This is a genomic window from Pseudomonas sp. C1C7 (assembly GCF_013359595.1).
GTDB lineage: Bacteria > Pseudomonadota > Gammaproteobacteria > Pseudomonadales > Pseudomonadaceae > Aquipseudomonas.
Map to the genome: position 1 here is coordinate 36,688 of NZ_JABFMP010000004.1, position 21,330 is coordinate 58,017.

Sequence of the window (21,330 nt, forward strand, 5' to 3'; positions counted from 1 at the left end):
TCATTGGCGGTAGACCAAAAAAGCCTTTTTCTGTAAGCTACAGCTTTAGTGTGTCCACTAAAAGCGCGCAGAATAATTCAGTGAAGAAGCGGGGTGACGTGTCCATACGTCACTCCGCTTTTTTACAACCTGCGATCGCCCTTTCAGGCTTTATTTACGGGAGGTCTTCTTGACTAAGCCAGCCATACTCGCCCTTGCTGATGGCAGCATTTTTCGCGGCGAAGCCATTGGAGCCGACGGTCAGACCGTTGGTGAGGTCGTGTTCAACACCGCAATGACCGGCTATCAGGAAATCCTTACCGATCCTTCCTACGCCCAACAGATCGTTACCCTGACTTACCCGCACATCGGCAACACCGGCACCACGCCGGAAGACGCCGAGTCGAACCGCGTATGGTCCGCCGGCCTGGTCATCCGTGACCTGCCACTGGTTGCGAGCAACTGGCGTAACACGATGTCCCTGTCCGATTACCTGAAGGCCAACAATGTGGTGGCCATCGCCGGTATCGACACCCGTCGCCTGACGCGCATCCTGCGTGAAAAAGGTGCGCAGGACGGCTGCATCATGGCCGGTGACAACATTTCCGAAGAAGCCGCCATCGCCGCAGCCCGGGGTTTCCCTGGCCTGAAGGGCATGGACCTGGCGAAAGTCGTCAGCACCAAGGACACCTACGAGTGGCGTTCGACGGTCTGGGACCTGAAGACCGACAGTCACGCGACCATCGAAGCTGCTGACCTGCCGTACCACGTCGTGGCCTACGACTACGGCGTCAAGGTGAACATCCTGCGCATGCTGGTCGAGCGCGGTTGCCGCGTCACCGTGGTTCCTGCGCAAACGCCTGCCGCCGATGTGCTGGCAATGAATCCGGATGGCGTGTTCCTGTCCAACGGTCCTGGCGATCCGGAGCCTTGCGACTACGCGATCCAGGCGATCAAGGACGTGCTGGAAACCGAAATTCCGGTCTTCGGTATCTGCCTCGGTCACCAGCTGCTGGCCCTGGCTTCCGGCGCCAAGACCCTGAAAATGGGTCACGGCCACCACGGTGCCAACCACCCGGTCCAGGATCTGGACACCGGCGTCGTGATGATTACCAGCCAGAACCACGGTTTTGCGGTAGACGAAGCGACCCTGCCTGCCAACGTCCGCGCGATCCACAAATCGCTGTTCGACGGCACCCTGCAAGGGATCGAGCGTACCGACAAGAGCGCCTTCAGCTTCCAGGGTCACCCTGAAGCCAGCCCTGGCCCGAACGACGTAGCGCCACTGTTCGATCGCTTCATCAACGAGATGGCCAAGCGACGCTGATCGCTCGCCCTGATGTAGCGGGCTTGAGGGCGGTCCCGATACCGGTGGCCCCCTCAGGTCTACAAAGATTGAGCAAGACGGCTTGCCGACTGACCTGCGGATTTGAGTGACAAACCCATGCCAAAACGTACAGACATTAAAAGCATCCTGATTCTCGGCGCTGGCCCGATCGTGATCGGCCAGGCCTGCGAATTCGACTACTCCGGCGCCCAGGCCTGTAAAGCCCTGCGCGAAGAGGGCTACCGCGTCATCCTGGTGAACTCCAACCCGGCCACCATCATGACCGACCCGGCCATGGCCGACGCCACCTACATCGAGCCGATCAAGTGGCAGACCGTTGCCAAGATCATCGAGAAGGAGCGTCCGGACGCACTGCTGCCGACCATGGGTGGCCAGACTGCCCTGAACTGCGCCCTGGACCTGGAGCGCGAAGGCGTTCTGGAGAAGTTCGGCGTGGAAATGATCGGTGCCAACGCCGATACCATCGACAAAGCCGAAGACCGTTCGCGTTTCGACAAGGCCATGAAGGCCATCGGTCTGGAATGCCCGCGTTCCGGCATCGCCCACAGCATGGAAGAGGCCAACGCGGTTCTCGAGAAGCTGGGCTTCCCGTGCATCATCCGTCCGTCCTTCACCATGGGCGGCACCGGTGGCGGTATCGCTTACAACCGTGAAGAGTTCGAAGAAATCTGTGCCCGCGGCCTGGACCTGTCGCCGACCAAAGAGCTGCTGATCGACGAATCCCTGATTGGCTGGAAAGAATATGAAATGGAAGTTGTCCGCGACAAGAAGGACAACTGCATCATCGTCTGCTCCATCGAAAACTTCGACCCGATGGGCGTGCACACCGGTGACTCGATCACCGTGGCTCCGGCGCAGACGCTGACCGACAAGGAATACCAGATCATGCGCAACGCCTCTCTGGCGGTATTGCGCGAGATCGGCGTGGAAACTGGCGGTTCCAACGTTCAATTCGGTATCAGCCCGGAAACCGGCCGCATGGTCGTGATCGAGATGAACCCGCGGGTATCCCGTTCCTCGGCGCTGGCTTCGAAAGCCACCGGTTTCCCGATCGCCAAGGTCGCGGCCAAGCTGGCTGTGGGCTACACCCTCGACGAGCTGTCGAACGACATCACTGGCGGCAAGACTCCGGCGTCCTTCGAGCCGTCCATCGACTACGTCGTCACCAAGCTGCCACGTTTCGCCTTCGAGAAATTCGCCAAGGCCGACGCGCGCCTGACCACTCAGATGAAGTCGGTTGGTGAAGTCATGGCCATCGGCCGTACCTTCCAGGAGTCCCTGCAGAAAGCCCTGCGCGGTCTGGAAGTGGGCGTCTGCGGTCTGGACGAGAAGCTCGACCTGAGCAACCCGGACAGCATGAGCATCCTCAAGCGCGAACTGACCGTGCCAGGCGCCGAGCGTATCTGGTACGTGGCTGACGCCTTCCGTGCCGGCCTGAGCGTCGAAGACATCTTCGGCATGAACATGATCGATCCATGGTTCCTGGTACAGATCGAAGATCTGATCAAGGAAGAAGAGAAGGTCAAGACCCTCGGTCTGTCCGCCATTGATCGCAATCTGATGTTCCGCCTCAAGCGCAAAGGTTTCTCCGATCAGCGTCTGGCCAAGCTGCTGGGCGTCACCGAGAAGAACCTGCGTACTCACCGCCAGAAGCTGGAAGTGTTCCCGGTCTACAAGCGTGTCGACACCTGCGCCGCCGAGTTCGCTACCGACACCGCTTACCTGTACTCGACCTATGAGGAGGAGTGTGAAGCGGCGCCGTCCGGCCGTGACAAGATCATCATCCTCGGTGGCGGTCCAAACCGTATCGGCCAAGGTATCGAGTTCGACTACTGCTGCGTACACGCGGCGCTGGCTCTGCGTGACGACGGTTACGAGACCATCATGGTCAACTGCAACCCGGAAACCGTTTCCACCGACTACGACACCTCCGACCGTCTGTACTTCGAACCAGTGACCCTGGAAGACGTGCTGGAAATCGTTCGTGTCGAGAAGCCAAAAGGCGTGATCGTCCAGTACGGCGGCCAGACTCCGCTGAAACTGGCTCGCGCTCTTGAAGCTGCTGGCGTGCCAATCATCGGCACCAGCCCTGACGCCATCGACCGTGCCGAAGACCGTGAGCGCTTCCAGCAAATGGTTGAGCGCCTGAACCTGCGTCAGCCGCCAAACGCCACCGTGCGCAGCGAAGACGAAGCCGTGCGCGCCGCTGCCAAGATCGGTTACCCGCTGGTAGTTCGTCCGTCCTACGTACTGGGCGGCCGTGCGATGGAAATCGTCTACAAGGAAGAAGAACTCAAGCGTTACCTGCGCGAAGCCGTGCAGGTGTCCAACGACAGCCCTGTGCTGCTGGACCACTTCCTCAACTGCGCCATCGAGATGGACGTGGATGCGGTCAGCGACGGCAAGGACGTGGTGATCGGCGCGATCATGCAGCACATCGAACAGGCGGGTGTTCACTCCGGTGACTCCGCGTGCTCGCTGCCGCCGTACTCGCTGCCGGCGCACATCCAGGACGAGATGCGCGAGCAGGTCAAGAAAATGGCCCTGGAACTGGGCGTGGTCGGTCTGATGAACGTACAGCTCGCGCTGCAAGGCGAAGACATCTACGTCATCGAAGTCAACCCGCGTGCTTCGCGTACCGTACCGTTCGTGTCCAAGTGCATCGGTGTCTCTCTGGCGATGATCGCCGCGCGCGTGATGGCCGGTAAGACCCTGAAAGAACTGGGCTTCACCAAGGAAATCATTCCGAACTTCTACAGCGTGAAAGAGGCGGTGTTCCCATTCGCCAAATTCCCGGGCGTCGACCCGATCCTCGGCCCAGAGATGAAGTCCACCGGTGAAGTCATGGGTGTGGGCGACACCTTCGGCGAAGCTTTCGCCAAGGCCCAGATGGGTGCCAGCGAAGTGCTGCCGACCGGTGGTACCGCTTTCATCAGCGTGCGTGATGACGACAAGCCACTGGTTGCCGGTGTTGCTCGTGATCTGATCAACCTGGGCTTTGAAGTGGTTGCCACCGCCGGTACTGCCAAGCTGATCGAAGCGGCAGGCCTGAAGGTGCGACGCGTGAACAAGGTGACCGAGGGTCGTCCGCACGTGGTCGATATGATCAAGAATGACGAAGTCACCCTGATCATCAACACCACCGAAGGTCGTCAGTCGATCGCTGACTCCTACTCCATCCGTCGCAATGCCTTGCAGCACAAGATCTACTGCACCACCACCATTGCTGCTGGCGAAGCGATCTGCGAAGCGCTGAAGTTCGGTCCCGAGAAGACTGTACGCCGCTTGCAGGATCTACACGCAGGATTGAAGGCATGAGCATAACCAAGTACCCGATGACCGTTCAGGGCGCTCGCGCCCTGGAAGAAGAGTTGACGTACCTCAGCAAGGTCGAGCGCCCGCGCTTGAGCCAGGCTATCGGTGAGGCGCGAGAGCTGGGTGACCTCAAGGAAAACGCTGAATACCATGCCGCTCGCGAAGAGCAGGGCATGGTCGAGGCGCGGATCCGTGATATCGAAGGCCGCATGCAGAATGCTGTGGTGATCGATGTCACGACCATTCCTCACTCCGGCAAGGTGATCTTCGGCACGACCGTCGAAATTGCCAACGTCGAAACGGACGAAAGCGTGACTTACCAGATCGTTGGTGAGGACGAGGCAGACATCAAACTCGGCAAGATCTCCGTCGGTTCGCCAATCGCCCGCGCCTTGATTGCCAAGGAAGAGGGTGATGTGGTCGCGGTAAAAACGCCGAGTGGCGTGATCGAGTACGAGATTGTTGAAGTTCGTCACATCTGAAGGTGAGCGCCCGCTTCGTGCGGGCGCCGTCCTTTGGCAGCTGGCTCAGATGTTGTGGGTCGGCGGTTTGTGGTTGCTGCAGATCGGCTTGCTGCCGGTGCTGGGTCGAATTGACCTGGCGCCGCTGCTGGTCGACGAGATTGCCTCTGTTTTGTATGCCGTGACGGTGGGATTTGCCGCGGTATGCGTGGTTTTTCAGGTTCTGGTGCTGGTTCAGGCCGAGGGCCTTGCCAGTCTGTGGCGGGATATTCGCGGGCAACTGCTGTTGATGGCGCTGTATGCGTGTGCGATGTATTTCGCGGTGCGTGTTGGCTGGCCGGAGGCGGTGCGCTGGCAGGTGTTCAGCTATCTTGTACTGGGTTTTTCCGGGCTGCTGCTGGTGTTGCAGGCGGTGCCGGGATGGAGTGGCAGGGTGCGCGAAGCACACCCTTGACCCTTGTCATCACTTGAAGCGATGGACGTTCGACAGCTGCTTGTTGACGCTGAAGTTCTTGCGGTAAATCAACGCCATCTTGCCGATGACCTGAACCAGATCTGCCTTGCCGACCTTGCACAGTTCTGCAATGGAGGCCAGGCGCGATTCGCGATCCAGGATATTGAGCTTGATCTTGATCAGTTCGTGATCCGCCAACGCGCGTTCAAGTTCGGCTAACACACCTTCAGTCAAACCGTTGTCTGCCACAATCAGAACTGGTTTCAGATGGTGGCCAATGGATTTGTACTGTTTCTTCTGCTCTTGAGTGAGCGGCATAAATCTGACCCTTTCGTCTGGATTCTGTAAAATGGCGGCCATTTTACCCGAGGGCTCGTTGATCCGCCCAATTAATCACGACCCTAATCATCGAGGTGCCCAGTGGCGCGTTCCAAGACAAGCCTTGGTTGGCTGAAAAGACATGTCAACGATCCCTATGTGAAGCAGGCGCAGAAGGATGGCTACCGCTCGCGTGCGAGTTACAAGCTTCTGGAAATCCAGGAGAAATACAAACTGATCCGCCCGGGAATGAGCGTGGTCGACCTGGGCGCGGCGCCTGGTGGCTGGTCGCAGGTCACGAGCCGGCTGATCGGTGGTCAGGGGCGTCTGATCGCCTCGGACATCCTGGAAATGGACGGTATTCCGGATGTGACGTTCATCCAGGGGGATTTCACCGAGGACTCGGTACTCGCGCGGATTCTTGAAGCCGTGGGTAATTCGCAGGTGGACCTTGTGATTTCCGATATGGCCCCCAATATGAGTGGTACGCCTGAAGTGGACATGCCCAAAGCCATGTTTCTTTGCGAGCTGGCGCTTGATTTGGCGGATCGGATACTCAAGCCGGGTGGCAATTTTGTGATCAAGATTTTCCAGGGCGAAGGGTTCGATGTTTACCTGAAGGACGCTCGCAAGAAGTTCGACAAGATCCAGATGATCAAGCCGGACTCTTCCCGTGGCAGTTCCCGCGAGCAATACATGCTGGCCTGGGGCTATCGCGGCGGAGACGAATAAACTGCGGTTTTTCGTAGGGTCGATAGGTTTTTCGTATTTCGCCCTGCAGGCATTAACGAATATTGTGTAGAAAGTGTTTCACAAAGGGTTACAGACGGCGCCTGCCAAGCCGTACGTAATGTAGTAAGTTAGGCCGGTGAATATCATGCGAAGCGCGCGCCAGTAGCGGAGCTTGCTTCAGAGGGTAGTTAATTGAACGATATGGCAAAGAATCTGATCCTGTGGTTGATCATCGCGGCTGTCCTGGTGACGGTGATGAACAACTTCTCCAGCCCTAACGAGCCGCAGACCCTTAACTATTCCGACTTCATCCAGCAGGTCAAGGATGGCAAGGTCGAGCGCGTGGCCGTCGATGGCTACGTGATTACCGGTAAGCGCAACGATGGCGATAGCTTCAAGACCATTCGTCCTGCCATTCAGGACAACGGCCTGATTGGTGACCTGGTCGATAATCACGTCGTGGTCGAAGGCAAGCAGCCTGAACAGCAAAGCATCTGGACCCAACTCCTGGTCGCAAGCTTCCCGATCCTGGTGATCATTGCCGTGTTCATGTTCTTCATGCGGCAGATGCAGGGTGGTGCCGGCGGGAAGGGCGGGCCGATGAGCTTCGGTAAAAGCAAGGCGCGCCTGCTCTCCGAAGATCAGGTAAAAACCACGCTGGCTGACGTTGCCGGTTGCGACGAAGCCAAGGAAGAAGTTGGCGAACTCGTAGAATTCCTCCGTGACCCGGGCAAGTTCCAGCGTCTGGGTGGTCGCATCCCTCGCGGCGTGCTGATGGTCGGTCCTCCAGGTACTGGTAAGACCCTCCTGGCCAAAGCCATCGCCGGCGAAGCAAAAGTTCCTTTCTTTACCATTTCCGGTTCCGACTTCGTCGAAATGTTCGTTGGTGTGGGTGCCAGTCGCGTTCGCGACATGTTCGAACAGGCCAAGAAGCATGCGCCATGCATCATTTTCATCGATGAAATCGACGCCGTCGGTCGCCACCGTGGCGCCGGTATGGGCGGTGGTCACGATGAGCGCGAGCAGACTCTCAACCAGTTGCTGGTAGAGATGGACGGCTTCGAAATGAACGACGGCATCATCGTGATTGCGGCGACCAACCGTCCAGATGTACTTGACCCGGCTCTGCTGCGACCAGGCCGTTTCGACCGTCAGGTTGTGGTGGGTCTGCCGGATATCCGTGGTCGTGAACAGATCCTCAAGGTTCACATGCGCAAAGTGCCAATGGGTGACGATGTGGCTGCGGCCGTCATCGCTCGTGGTACTCCAGGCTTTTCGGGTGCCGACCTGGCAAACCTGGTGAATGAGGCATCGCTGTTCGCCGCTCGTGCGGGCAAGCGCCTTGTCGAGATGAAAGAGTTCGAATTGGCAAAAGACAAGATCATGATGGGTGCTGAGCGCAAATCCATGGTCATGTCCGAAAAGGAAAAGCAGAACACCGCTTACCACGAAGCGGGCCACGCCATTGTTGGTCGCGTCGTGCCTGAGCATGATCCGGTGTACAAGGTTTCGATCATTCCGCGCGGTCGTGCGCTGGGTGTGACCATGTTCCTGCCGGAAGAGGACCGCTACAGCCTGTCCAAGCGTGCGTTGATCAGTCAGATCTGCTCGCTCTACGGTGGTCGTATCGCTGAAGAAATGACCTTGGGCTTCGATGGCGTGACCACCGGTGCTTCCAACGACATCATGCGTGCCAGCCAGATTGCGCGGAACATGGTGACCAAGTGGGGGCTGTCCGAAAAACTCGGTCCGCTGATGTACGCCGAAGAAGAAGGTGAAGTATTCCTCGGTCGCGGCGGCGGTGGTCAGAATGCAAGCTTCTCGGGTGAGACCGCGAAACTGATCGACTCCGAAGTCCGCAGCATCATCGATCACTGCTACGGCACTGCGAAGCAGATCCTCACGGACAACCGTGACAAGCTCGACGCCATGGCTGATGCCCTGATGAAGTACGAAACCATCGATGCCGAGCAGATCGACGACATCATGGCAGGCCGCACCCCTCGCGAGCCTCGTGATTGGTCGGGTGGCACAGGTACTTCCGGAACCCCTCCGGTGGTACAGGATGAGCGTCCGCAAACACCTATCGGCGGTCCAGCTGCTGACGTTTAAGGTTTGAAATGACTTCTGTTCAGTCCTCGACCCGGTTGCCTTGCGGCAACCGGGTTCTTGATTTGGCCCAGACACATGTCATGGGCATTCTCAATGTCACTCCCGATTCCTTTTCCGATGGCGGCAAGTACAGCCAGCTCGATGCGGCTTTGCGCCACGCCGAAGGCATGGTGGCGGCCGGGGCGACTCTGATCGATGTGGGTGGTGAGTCGACGCGCCCGGGTGCCAAGGCCGTGTCGCCGCTGGAGGAGCTCGAGCGCGTTGCGCCGATAGTCGAGCGTATCCACCGCGAGCTGGATGTCATTATTTCCGTTGATACTTCTACGCCAGCCGTCATGCGTGAAACGGCGCGATTGGGTGCCGGACTGATCAATGACGTGCGCTCATTGCGCCGTGATGGTGCGCTTGATGCGGCGGCGGCGACAGGATTGCCGGTTTGTCTGATGCACATGCTCGGTGAGCCGGGTGACATGCAGGACAATCCTCAATATCAGGACGTCACGAAGGAAGTGGGCGAGTTTCTTGCCGAGCGCATGGCTCGGTGTGAGTCGGCGGGTATTCCTGCCGAACGAATCATTCTCGATCCAGGCTTCGGCTTCGCAAAAACGTTGCAGCACAATCTAAGCTTGTTCAAACATATGGAAGCTTTGCATGCCTTCGGCAGGCCCCTGTTGGTCGGGGTTTCGCGCAAGAGCATGATAGGGCAGGCGTTGAATCGGCCGGTGGGTGAGCGCCTCTATGGCGGCCTTGCCCTGGCGGCGCTGGCTTCGCAAAAAGGTGCGCGTATATTGCGCGTCCATGATGTAGCCGAAACAGTCGATGTGGTGAAGATGATCGCCGCAGTGGAATCAGCCGAATAAGAATGATGGAGCGTTTATGACTAGGAAATATTTTGGTACCGACGGCATTCGTGGTCGAGTAGGCGAATACCCGATCACTCCTGATTTCATGCTCAAGCTCGGTTGGGCCGCGGGCATGGCGTTTCGCAAGATGGGTGCCTGCAAGGTGCTGGTAGGCAAGGACACCCGGATTTCCGGTTACATGTTCGAATCTGCGCTTGAGGCCGGTCTCACCTCTGCTGGTGCTGACGTCATGCTTCTCGGTCCGATGCCGACACCTGCCATCGCCTATCTGACGCGTACTTTCCATGCCGAAGCCGGCATCGTGATCAGTGCTTCGCACAACCCCCATGATGACAATGGCATCAAGTTCTTCTCGGGCAAGGGCACCAAGCTCCCGGATGAAGTCGAGCAGATGATCGAAGAGCTGCTGGACACGCCGATGACCGTGGTCGAGTCGAGCAAGATCGGCAAGGTTTCACGTATCAACGACGCCTCGGGGCGTTACATCGAATTCTGCAAGAGCAGCGTGCCGACCGGTTCAAGCTTCTCCGGTCTGAAAATCGTTATCGACTGTGCTCATGGCGCGACCTACAAGGTGGCGCCTAGTGTTTTCCGTGAGTTGGGTGCCGATGTAGTGGTGCTGTCGGCACAGCCCAACGGCTTGAACATCAACGACAATTGCGGTTCGACCCACATGGGTCAGTTGCAGGCTGCCGTTCTGGCCGAGCACGCCGACCTGGGTATTGCATTCGACGGTGATGGCGACCGGGTTCTGATGGTCGATCACACTGGCGCTATCGTCGATGGTGACGAGCTGCTGTACATCATCGCTCGCGATCTGCACGAGCGTGACAAGTTGCAAGGCGGTGTTGTCGGGACGCTGATGAGCAATCTGGGGTTGGAGTTGGCCCTGGCGGATCTGTCGATTCCGTTCGTACGCGCCAATGTTGGCGATCGTTACGTGATTGCTGATCTGCTCGAGCGCAACTGGCTGGTGGGCGGTGAGAACTCCGGTCACATCGTTTGCTTCAATCACACCACCACCGGTGATGCGATTATCGCTGCGCTGCAAGTGCTGATGGCGCTGAAAACCCGCTCCGAAAGTTTGGGGCAGGCTCGCCAGGCGCTGCGCAAGTGCCCTCAAGTGCTGATCAATGTGCGTTTCGGTGGCGGTGCCAGTCCTTTGGATCACCCGTCAGTCAAGGAAGCCAGCGAGCGCGTGACCAAGGCCATGGCCGGGCGCGGGCGTGTGCTGTTGCGCAAGTCCGGGACCGAGCCGCTGGTGCGCGTGATGGTCGAAGGCGAGGATGAAAAGCAGGTTCGTGCGTACGCTGAAGAGCTGGCAAAACTGGTTACTGAAGTTTCTGCCTGATTTCGGCTTGCCAGCCATGATTGTGTTGGGTAACATCTGCGCCCACTTTGACCGACGAGGTACAGCATGCGTCGCCCTATGGTAGCTGGTAACTGGAAGATGCACGGTACCCGCGCCAGCGTCGCTGAGCTGATCAATGGCCTTCGTGAGATGGCCTTGCCGAGCGGTGTTGATGTAGCGGTATTCCCGCCTTTTCTGCATATCAATCAAGTGATTGAAGGCTTGGAAGGTAAGTCGATTTCGGTCGGCGCGCAGAACTCTGCGGTGGAATCCATGCAAGGTGCGTTGACCGGTGAAGTTGCGCCGAGTCAGTTGGTGGACGCAGGTTGTTCACTGGTGCTTGTCGGGCATTCCGAGCGCCGCCAGATCATGGGCGAGCAGGACGGAATGCTGATCCGCAAGTTTGCAGCGGCGCAGGCATGTGGCTTGATTCCGGTGTTGTGTGTAGGGGAAACCCTCGAAGAGCGTGAGGCGGGAAAAACTCTTGAAGTTGTCTCGCATCAGCTGAACAGCATCATCGACGAGCTGGGTGTAGGTGCTTTTGCAAACGCGGTCATTGCTTACGAGCCGGTCTGGGCCATTGGTACCGGACTGACTGCTTCGCCGCAACAGGCTCAGGATGTGCACGCAGCCATTCGCGCTCAGTTGGCGGCAGAGAATTCTGAAGTCGCGCAAGGTGTGCGGCTTCTATACGGCGGCAGCGTGAAGGCGGCCAATGCGGTCGAGCTGTTCGGCATGCCGGATATCGATGGGGGCCTCATTGGTGGGGCGTCCCTGAATGCAGATGAGTTCGGTGCGATTTGTCGCGCCGCGGGAAACTGAAAAAATGCTGGAAACAGTCGTAGTCGTTTTTCATCTGCTGGGTGCATTGGGCGTAGTAGCTCTGGTATTGCTGCAGCAGGGTAAAGGTGCGGATGCTGGCGCGTCTTTCGGAGCAGGTGCTTCAAATACTGTGTTCGGAAGCCAAGGTTCCTCTACCTTTCTTAGTAAGTTTACTGCTATACTCGCCGCAGGTTTTTTCATAACCAGCTTGGGGTTAGGTTACTTTGCTAAAGAGAAGGCTCACCAGCTGACTCAAGTAGGTCTCCCAAACCCGGCGGTGTTGGAAGTTCCAAAGCAACAACCGGCTTCTGATGATGTCCCGGTGCTTCAAGAGCAAAAGTCGGCTACTCCAGCGACTGACGTACCTCCAGCTCAAGAGCAAAAGTAAGAAGGGTTTCAAACGTAGTTTTGCCGAGGTGGTGGAATTGGTAGACACGCAACCTTGAGGTGGTTGTGCCCATAGGGTGTAGGGGTTCGAGTCCCCTTCTCGGTACCAATTAGTCAGGAGAGCCCGCTGTTGCGGGCTTTCTTGCAGGTGGAAGGTTACATTGACCCTCCAGGGGATCGGTCGTATACTTCCGCCCCAGCTTTGTCGCGGGGTGGAGCAGTCTGGTAGCTCGTCGGGCTCATAACCCGAAGGTCGTCGGTTCAAATCCGGCCCCCGCAACCAGTTTAAGGAGCCCCTTTTAAGGGGCTTTTTGTTAGCTGGACACTTTCAACGCCGCTGTTCGACGGCGTTTCAAGGATGGGCGTTTCGCCCATTTTTTTATTTTCATGGCATGCACATACATGCACTAGGGGGTTCAGGTGTCGAGCAAGCTAGAAGAGTTGCAGGCCTTGCTGGCCCCGGTGGTCGTGGCCCTGGGCTATGAATGCTGGGGTATTGAGTTCACGGCGCAAGGTCGCCACTCAATGTTGCGCGTTTATATCGATAAAGAAGGCGGCGTGCTGGTGGACGATTGCGCCATCGTCAGCCGTCAGATCAGCGGTGTTCTGGATGTTGAAGATCCAATCTCCGTTGAGTACACCCTTGAAGTTTCCTCGCCTGGCATGGAACGCCCTCTGTTCACTCTTGAGCAGTTTGCAAAATTTGCCGGTGAACAAGTGAAGATCAAACTGCGCTCGCCTTTTGAAGGTCGACGCAACTTTCAGGGCCTTCTGCGCGGTGTAGAAGAGCAGGACGTCGTGGTGCAGGTAGATGACCATGAGTTCCTGTTGCCGATCGATATGATCGACAAGGCCAATATTATTCCCAGTTTTGACTGAGACGCGGATCCCGCGGATCCAATGGCTTGCGAAAGGCGAGGCGTACGATGAGCAAAGAAGTACTGCTGGTTGTTGAGTCGGTATCCAATGAAAAAGGCGTACCGCCAGGTGTGATTTTCGAAGCGCTGGAGCTGGCTCTGGCCACTGCTACCAAAAAGCGTTTTGAAGACGAAGTTGATCTGCGTGTGGAAATCAATCGCCACACCGGTTCCTACGAGACTTTCCGTCGCTGGACTGTCGTGGAAGAAGATGATCTGGACGATCCAGCCATCGAAACCTGGCCAAGCAAGGTTGCTCAAACGCACCCTGGCGCCAAGGTCGGTGATGTCGTCGAAGAGAAGATCGAGTCGATCGAATTCGGTCGTATCGCTGCACAGACTGCCAAGCAAGTCATCGTGCAGAAAGTTCGCGAAGCCGAGCGCGCCCAGGTGGTTGACGCTTACCGCGAGCGCCTGGGCGAAATCATCTCCGGCACCGTAAAGAAAGTGACCCGCGACAATGTGATCGTCGATCTGGGCAACAACGCCGAAGCGTTGCTGGCCCGTGAAGACATCATTTCTCGCGAAACCTTCCGGGTTGGCGTGCGTCTGCGTGCGCTGCTCAAGGAAATCCGCACCGAGAACCGCGGCCCGCAGCTGATCCTGTCGCGCACCGCGCCGGAAATGCTGATCGAGCTGTTCCGCATCGAAGTGCCGGAAATTGCTGAAGGTCTGATCGAAGTCATGGCTGCATCCCGTGATCCGGGATCCCGTGCCAAGATCGCCGTCCGCTCCAAGGACAAACGCATCGACCCGCAGGGCGCTTGCATCGGTATGCGCGGCTCGCGTGTGCAGGCAGTGTCGGGCGAGTTGGGTGGCGAGCGTGTTGACATCGTTCTGTGGGATGACAACCCGGCTCAGTTCGTCATCAATGCCATGTCCCCGGCTGAAGTTGCGGCCATTATCGTTGACGAAGATGCCCACGCCATGGACATCGCCGTTGGCGCAGACAATCTGGCTCAGGCCATCGGTCGCGGTGGTCAGAACGTGCGTCTGGCGAGCCAGTTGACTGGCTGGACCCTGAACGTGATGACCGAATCGGACATCCAGGCCAAGCAGCAAGCAGAAACCGGCGACATCCTGCGCAACTTCATCGACGAGCTGGAAGTCGACGAAGAGCTGGCACAGGTGCTGGTAGATGAAGGCTTCACCAGCCTGGAAGAGATTGCCTACGTACCGTTGGAAGAAATGCTCAACATCGACGGCTTTGACGAAGAGATCGTCAACGAGCTTCGCGCTCGTGCCAAGGATCGTTTGTTGACCAAAGCCATCGCTACCGAGGAAAAGCTGGCAGACGCCCATCCGGCCGAAGACCTGCTCTCGCTTGAGGGTATGGACAAGGATTTGGCGATGGAACTGGCGGTGCGCGGCGTGATTACCCGCGAAGACCTGGCCGAGCAGTCTATTGACGATCTGCTCGACATCGACGGCATCGACGAAGATCGTGCCGGCAAGTTGATCATGGCCGCCCGAGCCCACTGGTTCGAGTAATTAGGCGCGGCCTGAGGAGAGAAGTGCATGACGCAAGTCACGGTGAAACAACTGGCCGATGAGGTCAAAACACCGGTAGAGCGCCTGTTGCAGCAGATGCGTGAGGCAGGTCTGCCGCACACCGCCGCCGAAGAACATGTGACTGACAGTGAGAAGCAATCCCTGCTGACTCACTTGAAAAGCAGCCACAAGGCGAAAGTGGAAGAACCACGCAAGATTACGCTGCAGCGTAAAACCACCAGCACCCTGCGTGTTGCCGGCAGCAAAAGCATCAGCGTTGAAGTACGCAAGAAGAAAGTCTTCGTACAGCGCAGCCCGGAAGAAATCGAAGCCGAGCGCAAGCGTGAACTGGATGAACGTCGCGCAGTAGAAAATGCTGCCCGTCAGAAGGCTGAAGAAGAAGCCAAGCGTCGCGCCGAAGAAGAAGCGCGCCGCCAGCCTGCTCCAGTTGCAGCGCCTGTTGCGCCGGTCGAGCCAGTTGCAGCGCCTGCTCCGGTCGTCGAGCCTGTGCGTGAAAGCGCTCCGGTCGTGGCGGCGGCTCCTGCGCCTGCTGCCGATACCCGCAAGCGCGACGAACAGCGTCGTCCGGACAAGCCGCGTGCAGACGAGAACAATCGTCGCGGCAACGGTGATGGCGAGCGCAAAAACGCTCCGCACCGTGCTTCGGTCAAGGAAAAGGCGCCAGCGGTACGCGTTGCCCCACGTACTACCGACGAAGAAAGCGATGGCTTCCGTCGCGGCGGTCGTGGCGGCAAGGCCAAGCTGAAGAAACGCAACGCCCACGGTTTCCAGAACCCTACCGGTCCTGTCGTGCGCGAAGTGAAGATCGGCGAGACCATCACTGTGGGCGATCTGGCCCAACAGATGTCGGTCAAGGCTGCTGAAATCATCAAGTTCATGTTCAAACTGGGTACTCCAGCGACCATCAACCAGGTACTGGATCAGGAAACTGCCCAGCTGGTTGCCGAGGAACTGGGCCACAAAGTGACCCTGATCAGCGACACCGCCCTGGAAGATTCCCTGGCCGAGTCCCTGAAGTTTGAAGGCGAGGCAGTTGCCCGTGCACCAGTCGTGACCGTAATGGGCCACGTTGACCACGGTAAGACTTCCCTGCTCGACTACATCCGTCGTGCCAAGGTAGCTGCTGGCGAAGCCGGTGGTATTACCCAGCACATCGGCGCATACCACGTTGAAACCGACCGTGGCATGGTGACGTTCCTCGATACCCCGGGTCACGCCGCGTTTACCGCAATGCGTGCCCGTGGTGCCAAGGCGACCGACATCGTGATCCTGGTGGTTGCAGCGGACGACGGCGTGATGCCACAGACCGTTGAAGCCGTTCAACACGCTCAGGCTGCCGGCGTTCCGCTGGTCGTCGCGGTGAACAAGATCGACAAGCCGGGCGCCGATCTCGATCGCATCCGTAGCGAACTGTCGGTTCACGGCGTGACTTCGGAAGATTGGGGTGGTGATACTCCATTCGTACCGGTTTCCGCGAAGATGGGTACCGGCGTCGACGAACTGCTCGAAGCCGTTCTGCTGCAGGCCGAAGTTCTGGAACTGACCGCTACTCCTTCGGCTCCTGGCCGAGGCGTCGTGGTTGAGTCCCGTCTGGACAAGGGCCGTGGCCCGGTGGCGACCGTTCTGGTTCAGGACGGTACCCTGCGTCAAGGCGACATGGTCCTGGTCGGTTCGAACTATGGCCGCGTTCGCGCCATGCTCGACGAGAACGGCAAGCCAATCAAGGAAGCCGGTCCGGCCATCCCTGTCGAGATTCTCGGCCTGGACGGTACCCCGGACGCTGGCGACGAGATGAGCGTGGTTGCCGACGAGAAGAAAGCCCGTGAAGTGGCTCTGTTCCGTCAAGGCAAGTTCCGCGAAGTCAAACTGGCTCGTGCTCACGCAGGCAAGCTGGAAAACATCTTCGAAAGCATGGGTCAGGAAGAGAAGAAGACGCTCAACATCGTCCTCAAATCCGACGTCCGTGGTTCGTTGGAAGCTCTGCAGGGCGCTCTGAATGGCCTGGGCAACGACGAAGTGCAAGTGCGCGTAGTCGGTGGCGGTGTCGGTGGTATCACCGAGTCCGACGCCAACCTGGCACTGGCCTCCAACGCTGTACTGTTCGGCTTCAACGTGCGTGCCGATGCCGGTGCTCGCAAGATCGTCGAGCAGGAAGGTCTGGATATGCGTTACTACAACGTGATCTACGACATCATCGAAGACGTCAAGAAAGCCCTGACCGGCATGCTCGGCAGCGATGTTCGCGAGAACATCCTGGGTGTGGCCGAAGTGCGTGACGTGTTCCGTTCGCCGAAGTTTGGCGCGATCGCCGGTTGCATGGTTATCGAAGGTGTCGTTCACCGTAACCGTCCAATCCGCGTACTGCGTGAAGACATCGTTATCTTCGAAGGCGAGCTGGAATCCCTGCGCCGCTTCAAGGATGACGCTTCCGAAGTGCGTTCCGGCATGGAATGCGGTATCGGCGTCAAGAGCTACAACGACGTCAAGGTCGGTGACAAGATCGAAGTCTTCGAGAAGGTTCAGGTTGCTCGCAGCCTCTAACTCGCGCACTTCAAGGGCCACGCCAGGTCGCCGCATGCAGATGCGCGGCATGGTGTCAGGACTCTAAACGCAACGCCCGGTCTGGCTTCCGTCAGGCCGGGCGTTTGCCGCTTTCAGACCTCATGGGTTTCGCCATGGGGCAGTAACAGGTAACAAGACATGGCAAAAGAATACAGCCGTACCCAACGGATCGGCGATCAAATGCAGCGCGAGCTGGCACAACTGATCCGTCGTGAAGTCAAAGACCCGCGTGTCGGCCTGGTCACCATTACCGCTGTGGAAGTCAGCCGTGACGTCGGTCACGCCAAGATCTTCATCACCGTGATGGGCCAGGATGGCCACGAAGAAATCGCACAAAGCATCAAGGTGCTGAACTCCGCCGCCGGCTTCCTGCGTATGCAGCTGGCTCGCGAGATGAAGCTGCGCAGCGTTCCACAGCTGCACTTCCACTACGATGAAAGTGTCGTGCGCGGTGCGCATCTGTCGGCTTTGATCGAACGCGCAGTGGCTGAAGACAGCCAGCACACGGTTGCGGCAGACGCCGAAGGCACCAAGGAGTAACCGGTGGCTCAGGTCAAACGTATCCGTCGTAACGTCAGCGGTATCATCCTGCTCGACAAGCCGTTGGGGTTTACTTCCAACTCCGCGCTGCAGAAGGTCCGCTGGTTGCTGAATGCCGAGAAGGCCGGTCACACCGGCAGCCTCGACCCGCTGGCCACCGGCGTGCTGCCGCTGTGCTTCGGCGAGGCCACCAAGTTCTCGCAATACCTGCTCGATTCCGACAAGGGTTACGAAACCCTGGCGCAACTGGGCAAGACCACCACGACGGCGGATGCCGAAGGTGAAGTTTTGCTGGAGCGTCCGGTGACCGTTGGTCGCACCGAGATGGAAGCGGTTCTGCCGAATTTCCGAGGGGAAATCAAACAGATACCGCCGATGTACTCGGCCCTCAAGCGTGACGGGCAGCCACTGTACAAGTTGGCCCGTGCTGGCGAAGTAGTGGAGCGTGAACCGCGTTCTGTTACTATTACGCGCTTGGAATTACTGGCCTTCGAAGGTGATACTGCGCGACTTGCGGTGGATTGCACCAAAGGCACCTATATCCGCACCCTGGTTGAGGATATCGGTGAGCAACTCGGTTGTGGTGCTTACGTTGCAGAACTGCGACGGACCCAGGCCGGGCCTTTCACCCTGGCGCAAACCGTCACCCTGGAAGAGCTGGAAGCGGCACATGCCGAAGGCGGCAACGAAGCGGTCGATCGCTTCCTGATGCCATCGGACAGCGGCTTGCTGGATTGGCCGCTGTTGCAGTTCTCGGAAGCGAGCGCGTTCTACTGGCTCAACGGCCAGCCGGTACGTGCCCCCGATGCACCGAAGTTCGGCATGGTACGGGTACAGGATCACAATGGTCGCTTCATCGGGATCGGTGAAGTGAGCGAAGACGGGCGCATCGCGCCACGTCGACTGATTCGGTCAGAATGACCGGACGAGTGTGGCTGTCAGCAGGCACGGTCACTACTCATTTTTAGATACAGGGTTTTGTCCCTGGCCTGTTGAAGCTGTTTCCCTGAAACAGTTTCCTGATAAAAGGATTGCCTCATGGCTCTCAGCGTTGAAGAAAAAGCTCAAATCGTTACCGACTACCAGCAAGCTGTTGGTGATACTGGTTCGCCAGAAGTGCAAGTTGCACTGCTGACCGCCAACATCAACAAACTGCAAGGTCACTTCAAGGCCAACGGTAAAGATCACCACTCCCGTCGTGGTCTGATCCGCATGGTTAACCAGCGTCGCAAGCTGCTGGACTACCTGAAAGGCAAAGACGTGAGCCGTTACAGCGCTCTGATCGGTCGCCTGGGTCTGCGTCGCTAATAAGCGATTGCGCTAGAGGTTGGTTGTCTGTCGTGCATCAGCGGGTTTCCGCCGGCGCATGGCAGGCTCCCAGCCTCAAGTTTTATCTGGATACCTGCTTTACCCAGCTCCACACAGGCAAGACCAGGACAACCCGCTCGGGCCGATTCCCGACGTTGCCCAAGAATTTCGCAAGAAACCAGTTTCCCCAAGAGCCACAAAAGAAGGTAGGACACCGTGAACCCGGTAATCAAGAAATTCCAGTTCGGTCAGTCGACCGTTACCCTCGAGACTGGCCGTATCGCCCGTCAGGCCTCCGGCGCAGTATTGGTCACCGTTGACGACGACGTCAGCGTATTGGTGACCGTAGTCGGTGCAAAACAAGCTGATCCAGGCAAGGGCTTCTTCCCTCTGTCTGTTCACTACCAGGAAAAGACTTACGCTGCCGGTAAGATCCCTGGCGGTTTCTTCAAGCGCGAAGGCCGTCCTTCCGAGAAAGAAACCCTGACTTCCCGACTGATCGACCGTCCGATCCGTCCGCTGTTCCCTGAAGGTTTCATGAACGAAGTGCAGGTTGTCTGCACCGTCGTTTCCACCAGCAAGAAGACCGATCCGGACATCGCTGCGATGATCGGTACCTCGGCTGCCCTGGCGATCTCCGGCATTCCGTTCGACGGCCCGATCGGCGCGGCCCGCGTTGCTTTCCACGAAAGCACCGGCTACCTGCTGAACCCGACCTACGAGCAACTGGCCGCTTCCAGCCTGGACATGGTCGTAGCCGGTACCGAAGAAGCCGTACTGATGGTTGAATCGGAAGCCAAAGAGCTGACCGAAGACCAGATGCTGGGCGCCGTGCTGTTCGCCCACGACGAGTTCCAGTCGGTGATCAAGGCTGTCAAAGAGCTGGCTGCCGAAGCTGCCAAGCCAACCTGGACCTGGGCTCCACAAGCTGAAGCCACCGAGCTGCTGGGCGCTATCCGTGCCGAGTTCGGCGAAGCGATCTCCCAGGCCTACACCATCACCGTCAAGGCCGACCGTTACGCTCGCCTGGGCGAGCTGAAGGATCAGGTCGTTGCCAAGCTGGCTCGTGAAGAAGGCCAGCCTTCGGCTTCCGACGTCAAAGCCGCTTTCGGTGAAATCGAATACCGCACCGTTCGCGAAAACATCGTTAACGGCAAGCCACGTATCGACGGTCGCGACACCCGCACCGTACGTCCGCTGAACATCGAAGTCGGCGTTCTGCCGAAGACTCACGGTTCTGCGCTGTTCACCCGTGGTGAAACCCAGGCGCTGGTCGTTGCAACGCTGGGCACCGCCCGTGATGCGCAGCTGCTGGACACCCTGGAAGGGGAGAAAAAAGACCCGTTCATGCTGCACTACAACTTCCCTCCGTTCTCGGTGGGTGAGTGTGGTCGCATGGGTGGCGCTGGTCGTCGCGAAATCGGTCACGGCCGTCTGGCCCGTCGTTCGGTTCAGGCCATGCTGCCTGCCGCTGACGTGTTCCCGTACACCATCCGTGTCGTATCGGAAATCACCGAGTCCAACGGTTCCAGCTCCATGGCTTCGGTCTGCGGTGCTTCCCTGGCACTGATGGATGCTGGTGTACCGATGAAGGCACCCGTTGCCGGTATCGCCATGGGTCTGGTCAAGGAAGGCGAGAAATTCGCAGTTCTGACCGACATCCTGGGCGACGAAGACCACCTGGGCGACATGGACTTCAAGGTAGCCGGTACCGCCAAAGGTGTGACCGCGCTGCAGATGGACATCAAGATCAAGGGCATCACCGAAGAGATCATGGAAATCGCTCTGGGCCAGGCCCTGGAAGCGCGCCTGAACATCCTCGGTCAGATGAACCAGATCATTGGCCAGTCGCGTACCGAACTGTCGGCCAACGCTCCGACCATGATCGCGATGAAGATCGACACCGACAAAATCCGTGATGTCATCGGTAAAGGCGGCGCGACCATCCGTGCGATCTGCGAAGAAACCAAGGCTTCGATCGACATCGAAGACGACGGTTCGATCAAGATCTTCGGCGAAACCAAGGACGCTGCAGAAGCTGCTCGTCAGCGCGTTCTGGCGATCACCGCTGAAGCGGAAATCGGCAAGATCTACGTTGGTAAGGTTGAGCGCATCGTCGACTTCGGCGCATTCGTCAACATCCTGCCTGGCAAGGACGGTCTGGTTCACATCTCCATGCTGAGCGATGCTCGCGTCGAGAAAGTGACCGACATCCTGAAAGAAGGTCAGGAAGTGGAAGTGCTGGTACTGGACGTGGACAACCGCGGCCGTATCAAGCTGTCCATCAAGGACGTAGCTGCAGCCAAGGCTTCGGGCGTTTAATCCGCTTGCAAAGCTGACGTCGTAAAA

At 58.2% G+C, this 21,330-nt stretch carries 18 protein-coding genes and 2 tRNA genes; 19 read left to right on the forward strand and 1 reads right to left on the reverse strand.

All coding sequences use genetic code 11. The features are described 5' to 3' along the window. Positions 1-169 precede the first annotated feature (169 nt). The 4 genes from carA to HNO86_RS04735 all read left to right on the forward strand — a co-directional run bounded on the left by carA (position 170) and on the right by HNO86_RS04735 (position 5,557). The gene (gene carA, locus HNO86_RS04720; protein WP_175375864.1) at positions 170-1,306 is read left to right on the forward strand and encodes a glutamine-hydrolyzing carbamoyl-phosphate synthase small subunit; all 1,137 of its coding nucleotides are present in this window, start codon (positions 170-172) and stop codon (positions 1,304-1,306) included. 117 nt (positions 1,307-1,423) lie between these two features. After that, positions 1,424-4,645: a carbamoyl-phosphate synthase large subunit gene (carB, locus tag HNO86_RS04725; protein WP_175375865.1), complete on the forward strand. Its 3,222-nt coding sequence runs from the start codon at positions 1,424-1,426 to the stop codon at positions 4,643-4,645. Positions 4,646-4,647: 2 nt separating this feature from the next. Then, positions 4,648-5,124, forward strand: coding sequence for a transcription elongation factor GreA (gene greA / locus HNO86_RS04730; RefSeq protein WP_085728169.1), 477 nt, complete (start codon positions 4,648-4,650; stop codon positions 5,122-5,124). 49 nt (positions 5,125-5,173) lie between these two features. Beyond that, complete coding sequence (locus tag HNO86_RS04735; protein WP_175376041.1) at positions 5,174-5,557, forward strand: MFS transporter; 384 nt, start codon at positions 5,174-5,176, stop codon at positions 5,555-5,557. 9 nt (positions 5,558-5,566) lie between these two features. On the opposite strand, the gene HNO86_RS04740 is transcribed toward HNO86_RS04735, so the two are convergent. Next, positions 5,567-5,875, reverse strand: a complete 309-nt coding sequence (locus tag HNO86_RS04740) for a YhbY family RNA-binding protein (protein WP_007942889.1) — start codon at positions 5,873-5,875, stop codon at positions 5,567-5,569. Between the two features lie 102 nt (positions 5,876-5,977). Here HNO86_RS04740 and rlmE point away from each other — a divergent pair, with 102 nt between their 5' ends. The 15 genes from rlmE (at position 5,978) to pnp (ending at position 21,303) form a co-directional block, all read left to right on the forward strand. Continuing rightward, positions 5,978-6,607 (forward strand): 23S rRNA (uridine(2552)-2'-O)-methyltransferase RlmE, encoded by a 630-nt coding sequence (rlmE, locus tag HNO86_RS04745; RefSeq protein WP_175375866.1) that lies wholly within the window; start codon positions 5,978-5,980, stop codon positions 6,605-6,607. A gap of 201 nt (positions 6,608-6,808) precedes the next feature. Beyond that, positions 6,809-8,719, forward strand: coding sequence for an ATP-dependent zinc metalloprotease FtsH (ftsH, locus tag HNO86_RS04750; protein ID WP_175375867.1), 1,911 nt, complete (start codon positions 6,809-6,811; stop codon positions 8,717-8,719). An 8-nt stretch (positions 8,720-8,727) separates the two neighbouring features. Beyond that, entirely contained in the window at positions 8,728-9,579 is an 852-nt protein-coding gene (gene folP / locus HNO86_RS04755) for a dihydropteroate synthase (RefSeq protein WP_175375868.1), read from the forward strand. 16 nt (positions 9,580-9,595) lie between these two features. Then, positions 9,596-10,933, forward strand: coding sequence for a phosphoglucosamine mutase (glmM, locus tag HNO86_RS04760; protein WP_175375869.1), 1,338 nt, complete (start codon positions 9,596-9,598; stop codon positions 10,931-10,933). A gap of 66 nt (positions 10,934-10,999) precedes the next feature. Next, the gene (tpiA, locus tag HNO86_RS04765) at positions 11,000-11,755 is read left to right on the forward strand and encodes a triose-phosphate isomerase (protein ID WP_175375870.1); all 756 of its coding nucleotides are present in this window, start codon (positions 11,000-11,002) and stop codon (positions 11,753-11,755) included. Positions 11,756-11,759: 4 nt separating this feature from the next. Then, positions 11,760-12,143 carry a preprotein translocase subunit SecG gene (gene secG / locus HNO86_RS04770; RefSeq protein WP_017336473.1) on the forward strand — a complete coding sequence of 128 codons (384 nt, stop codon included), beginning with the start codon at positions 11,760-11,762 and terminating at the stop codon, positions 12,141-12,143. Positions 12,144-12,165: 22 nt separating this feature from the next. Further along, positions 12,166-12,251, forward strand: a tRNA-Leu gene (locus HNO86_RS04775). Between the two features lie 97 nt (positions 12,252-12,348). Further along, positions 12,349-12,425, forward strand: a tRNA-Met gene (locus HNO86_RS04780). A gap of 137 nt (positions 12,426-12,562) precedes the next feature. After that, positions 12,563-13,021 (forward strand): ribosome maturation factor RimP, encoded by a 459-nt coding sequence (rimP, locus tag HNO86_RS04785; RefSeq protein WP_085728105.1) that lies wholly within the window; start codon positions 12,563-12,565, stop codon positions 13,019-13,021. A gap of 47 nt (positions 13,022-13,068) precedes the next feature. Continuing rightward, complete coding sequence (nusA, locus tag HNO86_RS04790; RefSeq protein WP_175375871.1) at positions 13,069-14,550, forward strand: transcription termination factor NusA; 1,482 nt, start codon at positions 13,069-13,071, stop codon at positions 14,548-14,550. Between the two features lie 27 nt (positions 14,551-14,577). Then, a complete protein-coding gene (gene infB, locus HNO86_RS04795) occupies positions 14,578-17,112 on the forward strand; it encodes a translation initiation factor IF-2 (protein ID WP_175375872.1) in 2,535 nt (844 codons plus the stop codon). A gap of 159 nt (positions 17,113-17,271) precedes the next feature. Then, complete coding sequence (gene rbfA, locus HNO86_RS04800; RefSeq protein ID WP_175375873.1) at positions 17,272-17,673, forward strand: 30S ribosome-binding factor RbfA; 402 nt, start codon at positions 17,272-17,274, stop codon at positions 17,671-17,673. A 3-nt stretch (positions 17,674-17,676) separates the two neighbouring features. Beyond that, complete coding sequence (truB, locus tag HNO86_RS04805) at positions 17,677-18,594, forward strand: tRNA pseudouridine(55) synthase TruB (RefSeq protein ID WP_175375874.1); 918 nt, start codon at positions 17,677-17,679, stop codon at positions 18,592-18,594. 117 nt (positions 18,595-18,711) lie between these two features. Next, positions 18,712-18,981 carry a 30S ribosomal protein S15 gene (rpsO, locus tag HNO86_RS04810; RefSeq protein ID WP_002555121.1) on the forward strand — a complete coding sequence of 90 codons (270 nt, stop codon included), beginning with the start codon at positions 18,712-18,714 and terminating at the stop codon, positions 18,979-18,981. Positions 18,982-19,197: 216 nt separating this feature from the next. After that, entirely contained in the window at positions 19,198-21,303 is a 2,106-nt protein-coding gene (gene pnp / locus HNO86_RS04815) for a polyribonucleotide nucleotidyltransferase (protein ID WP_175375875.1), read from the forward strand. Positions 21,304-21,330: the final 27 nt, after the last annotated feature.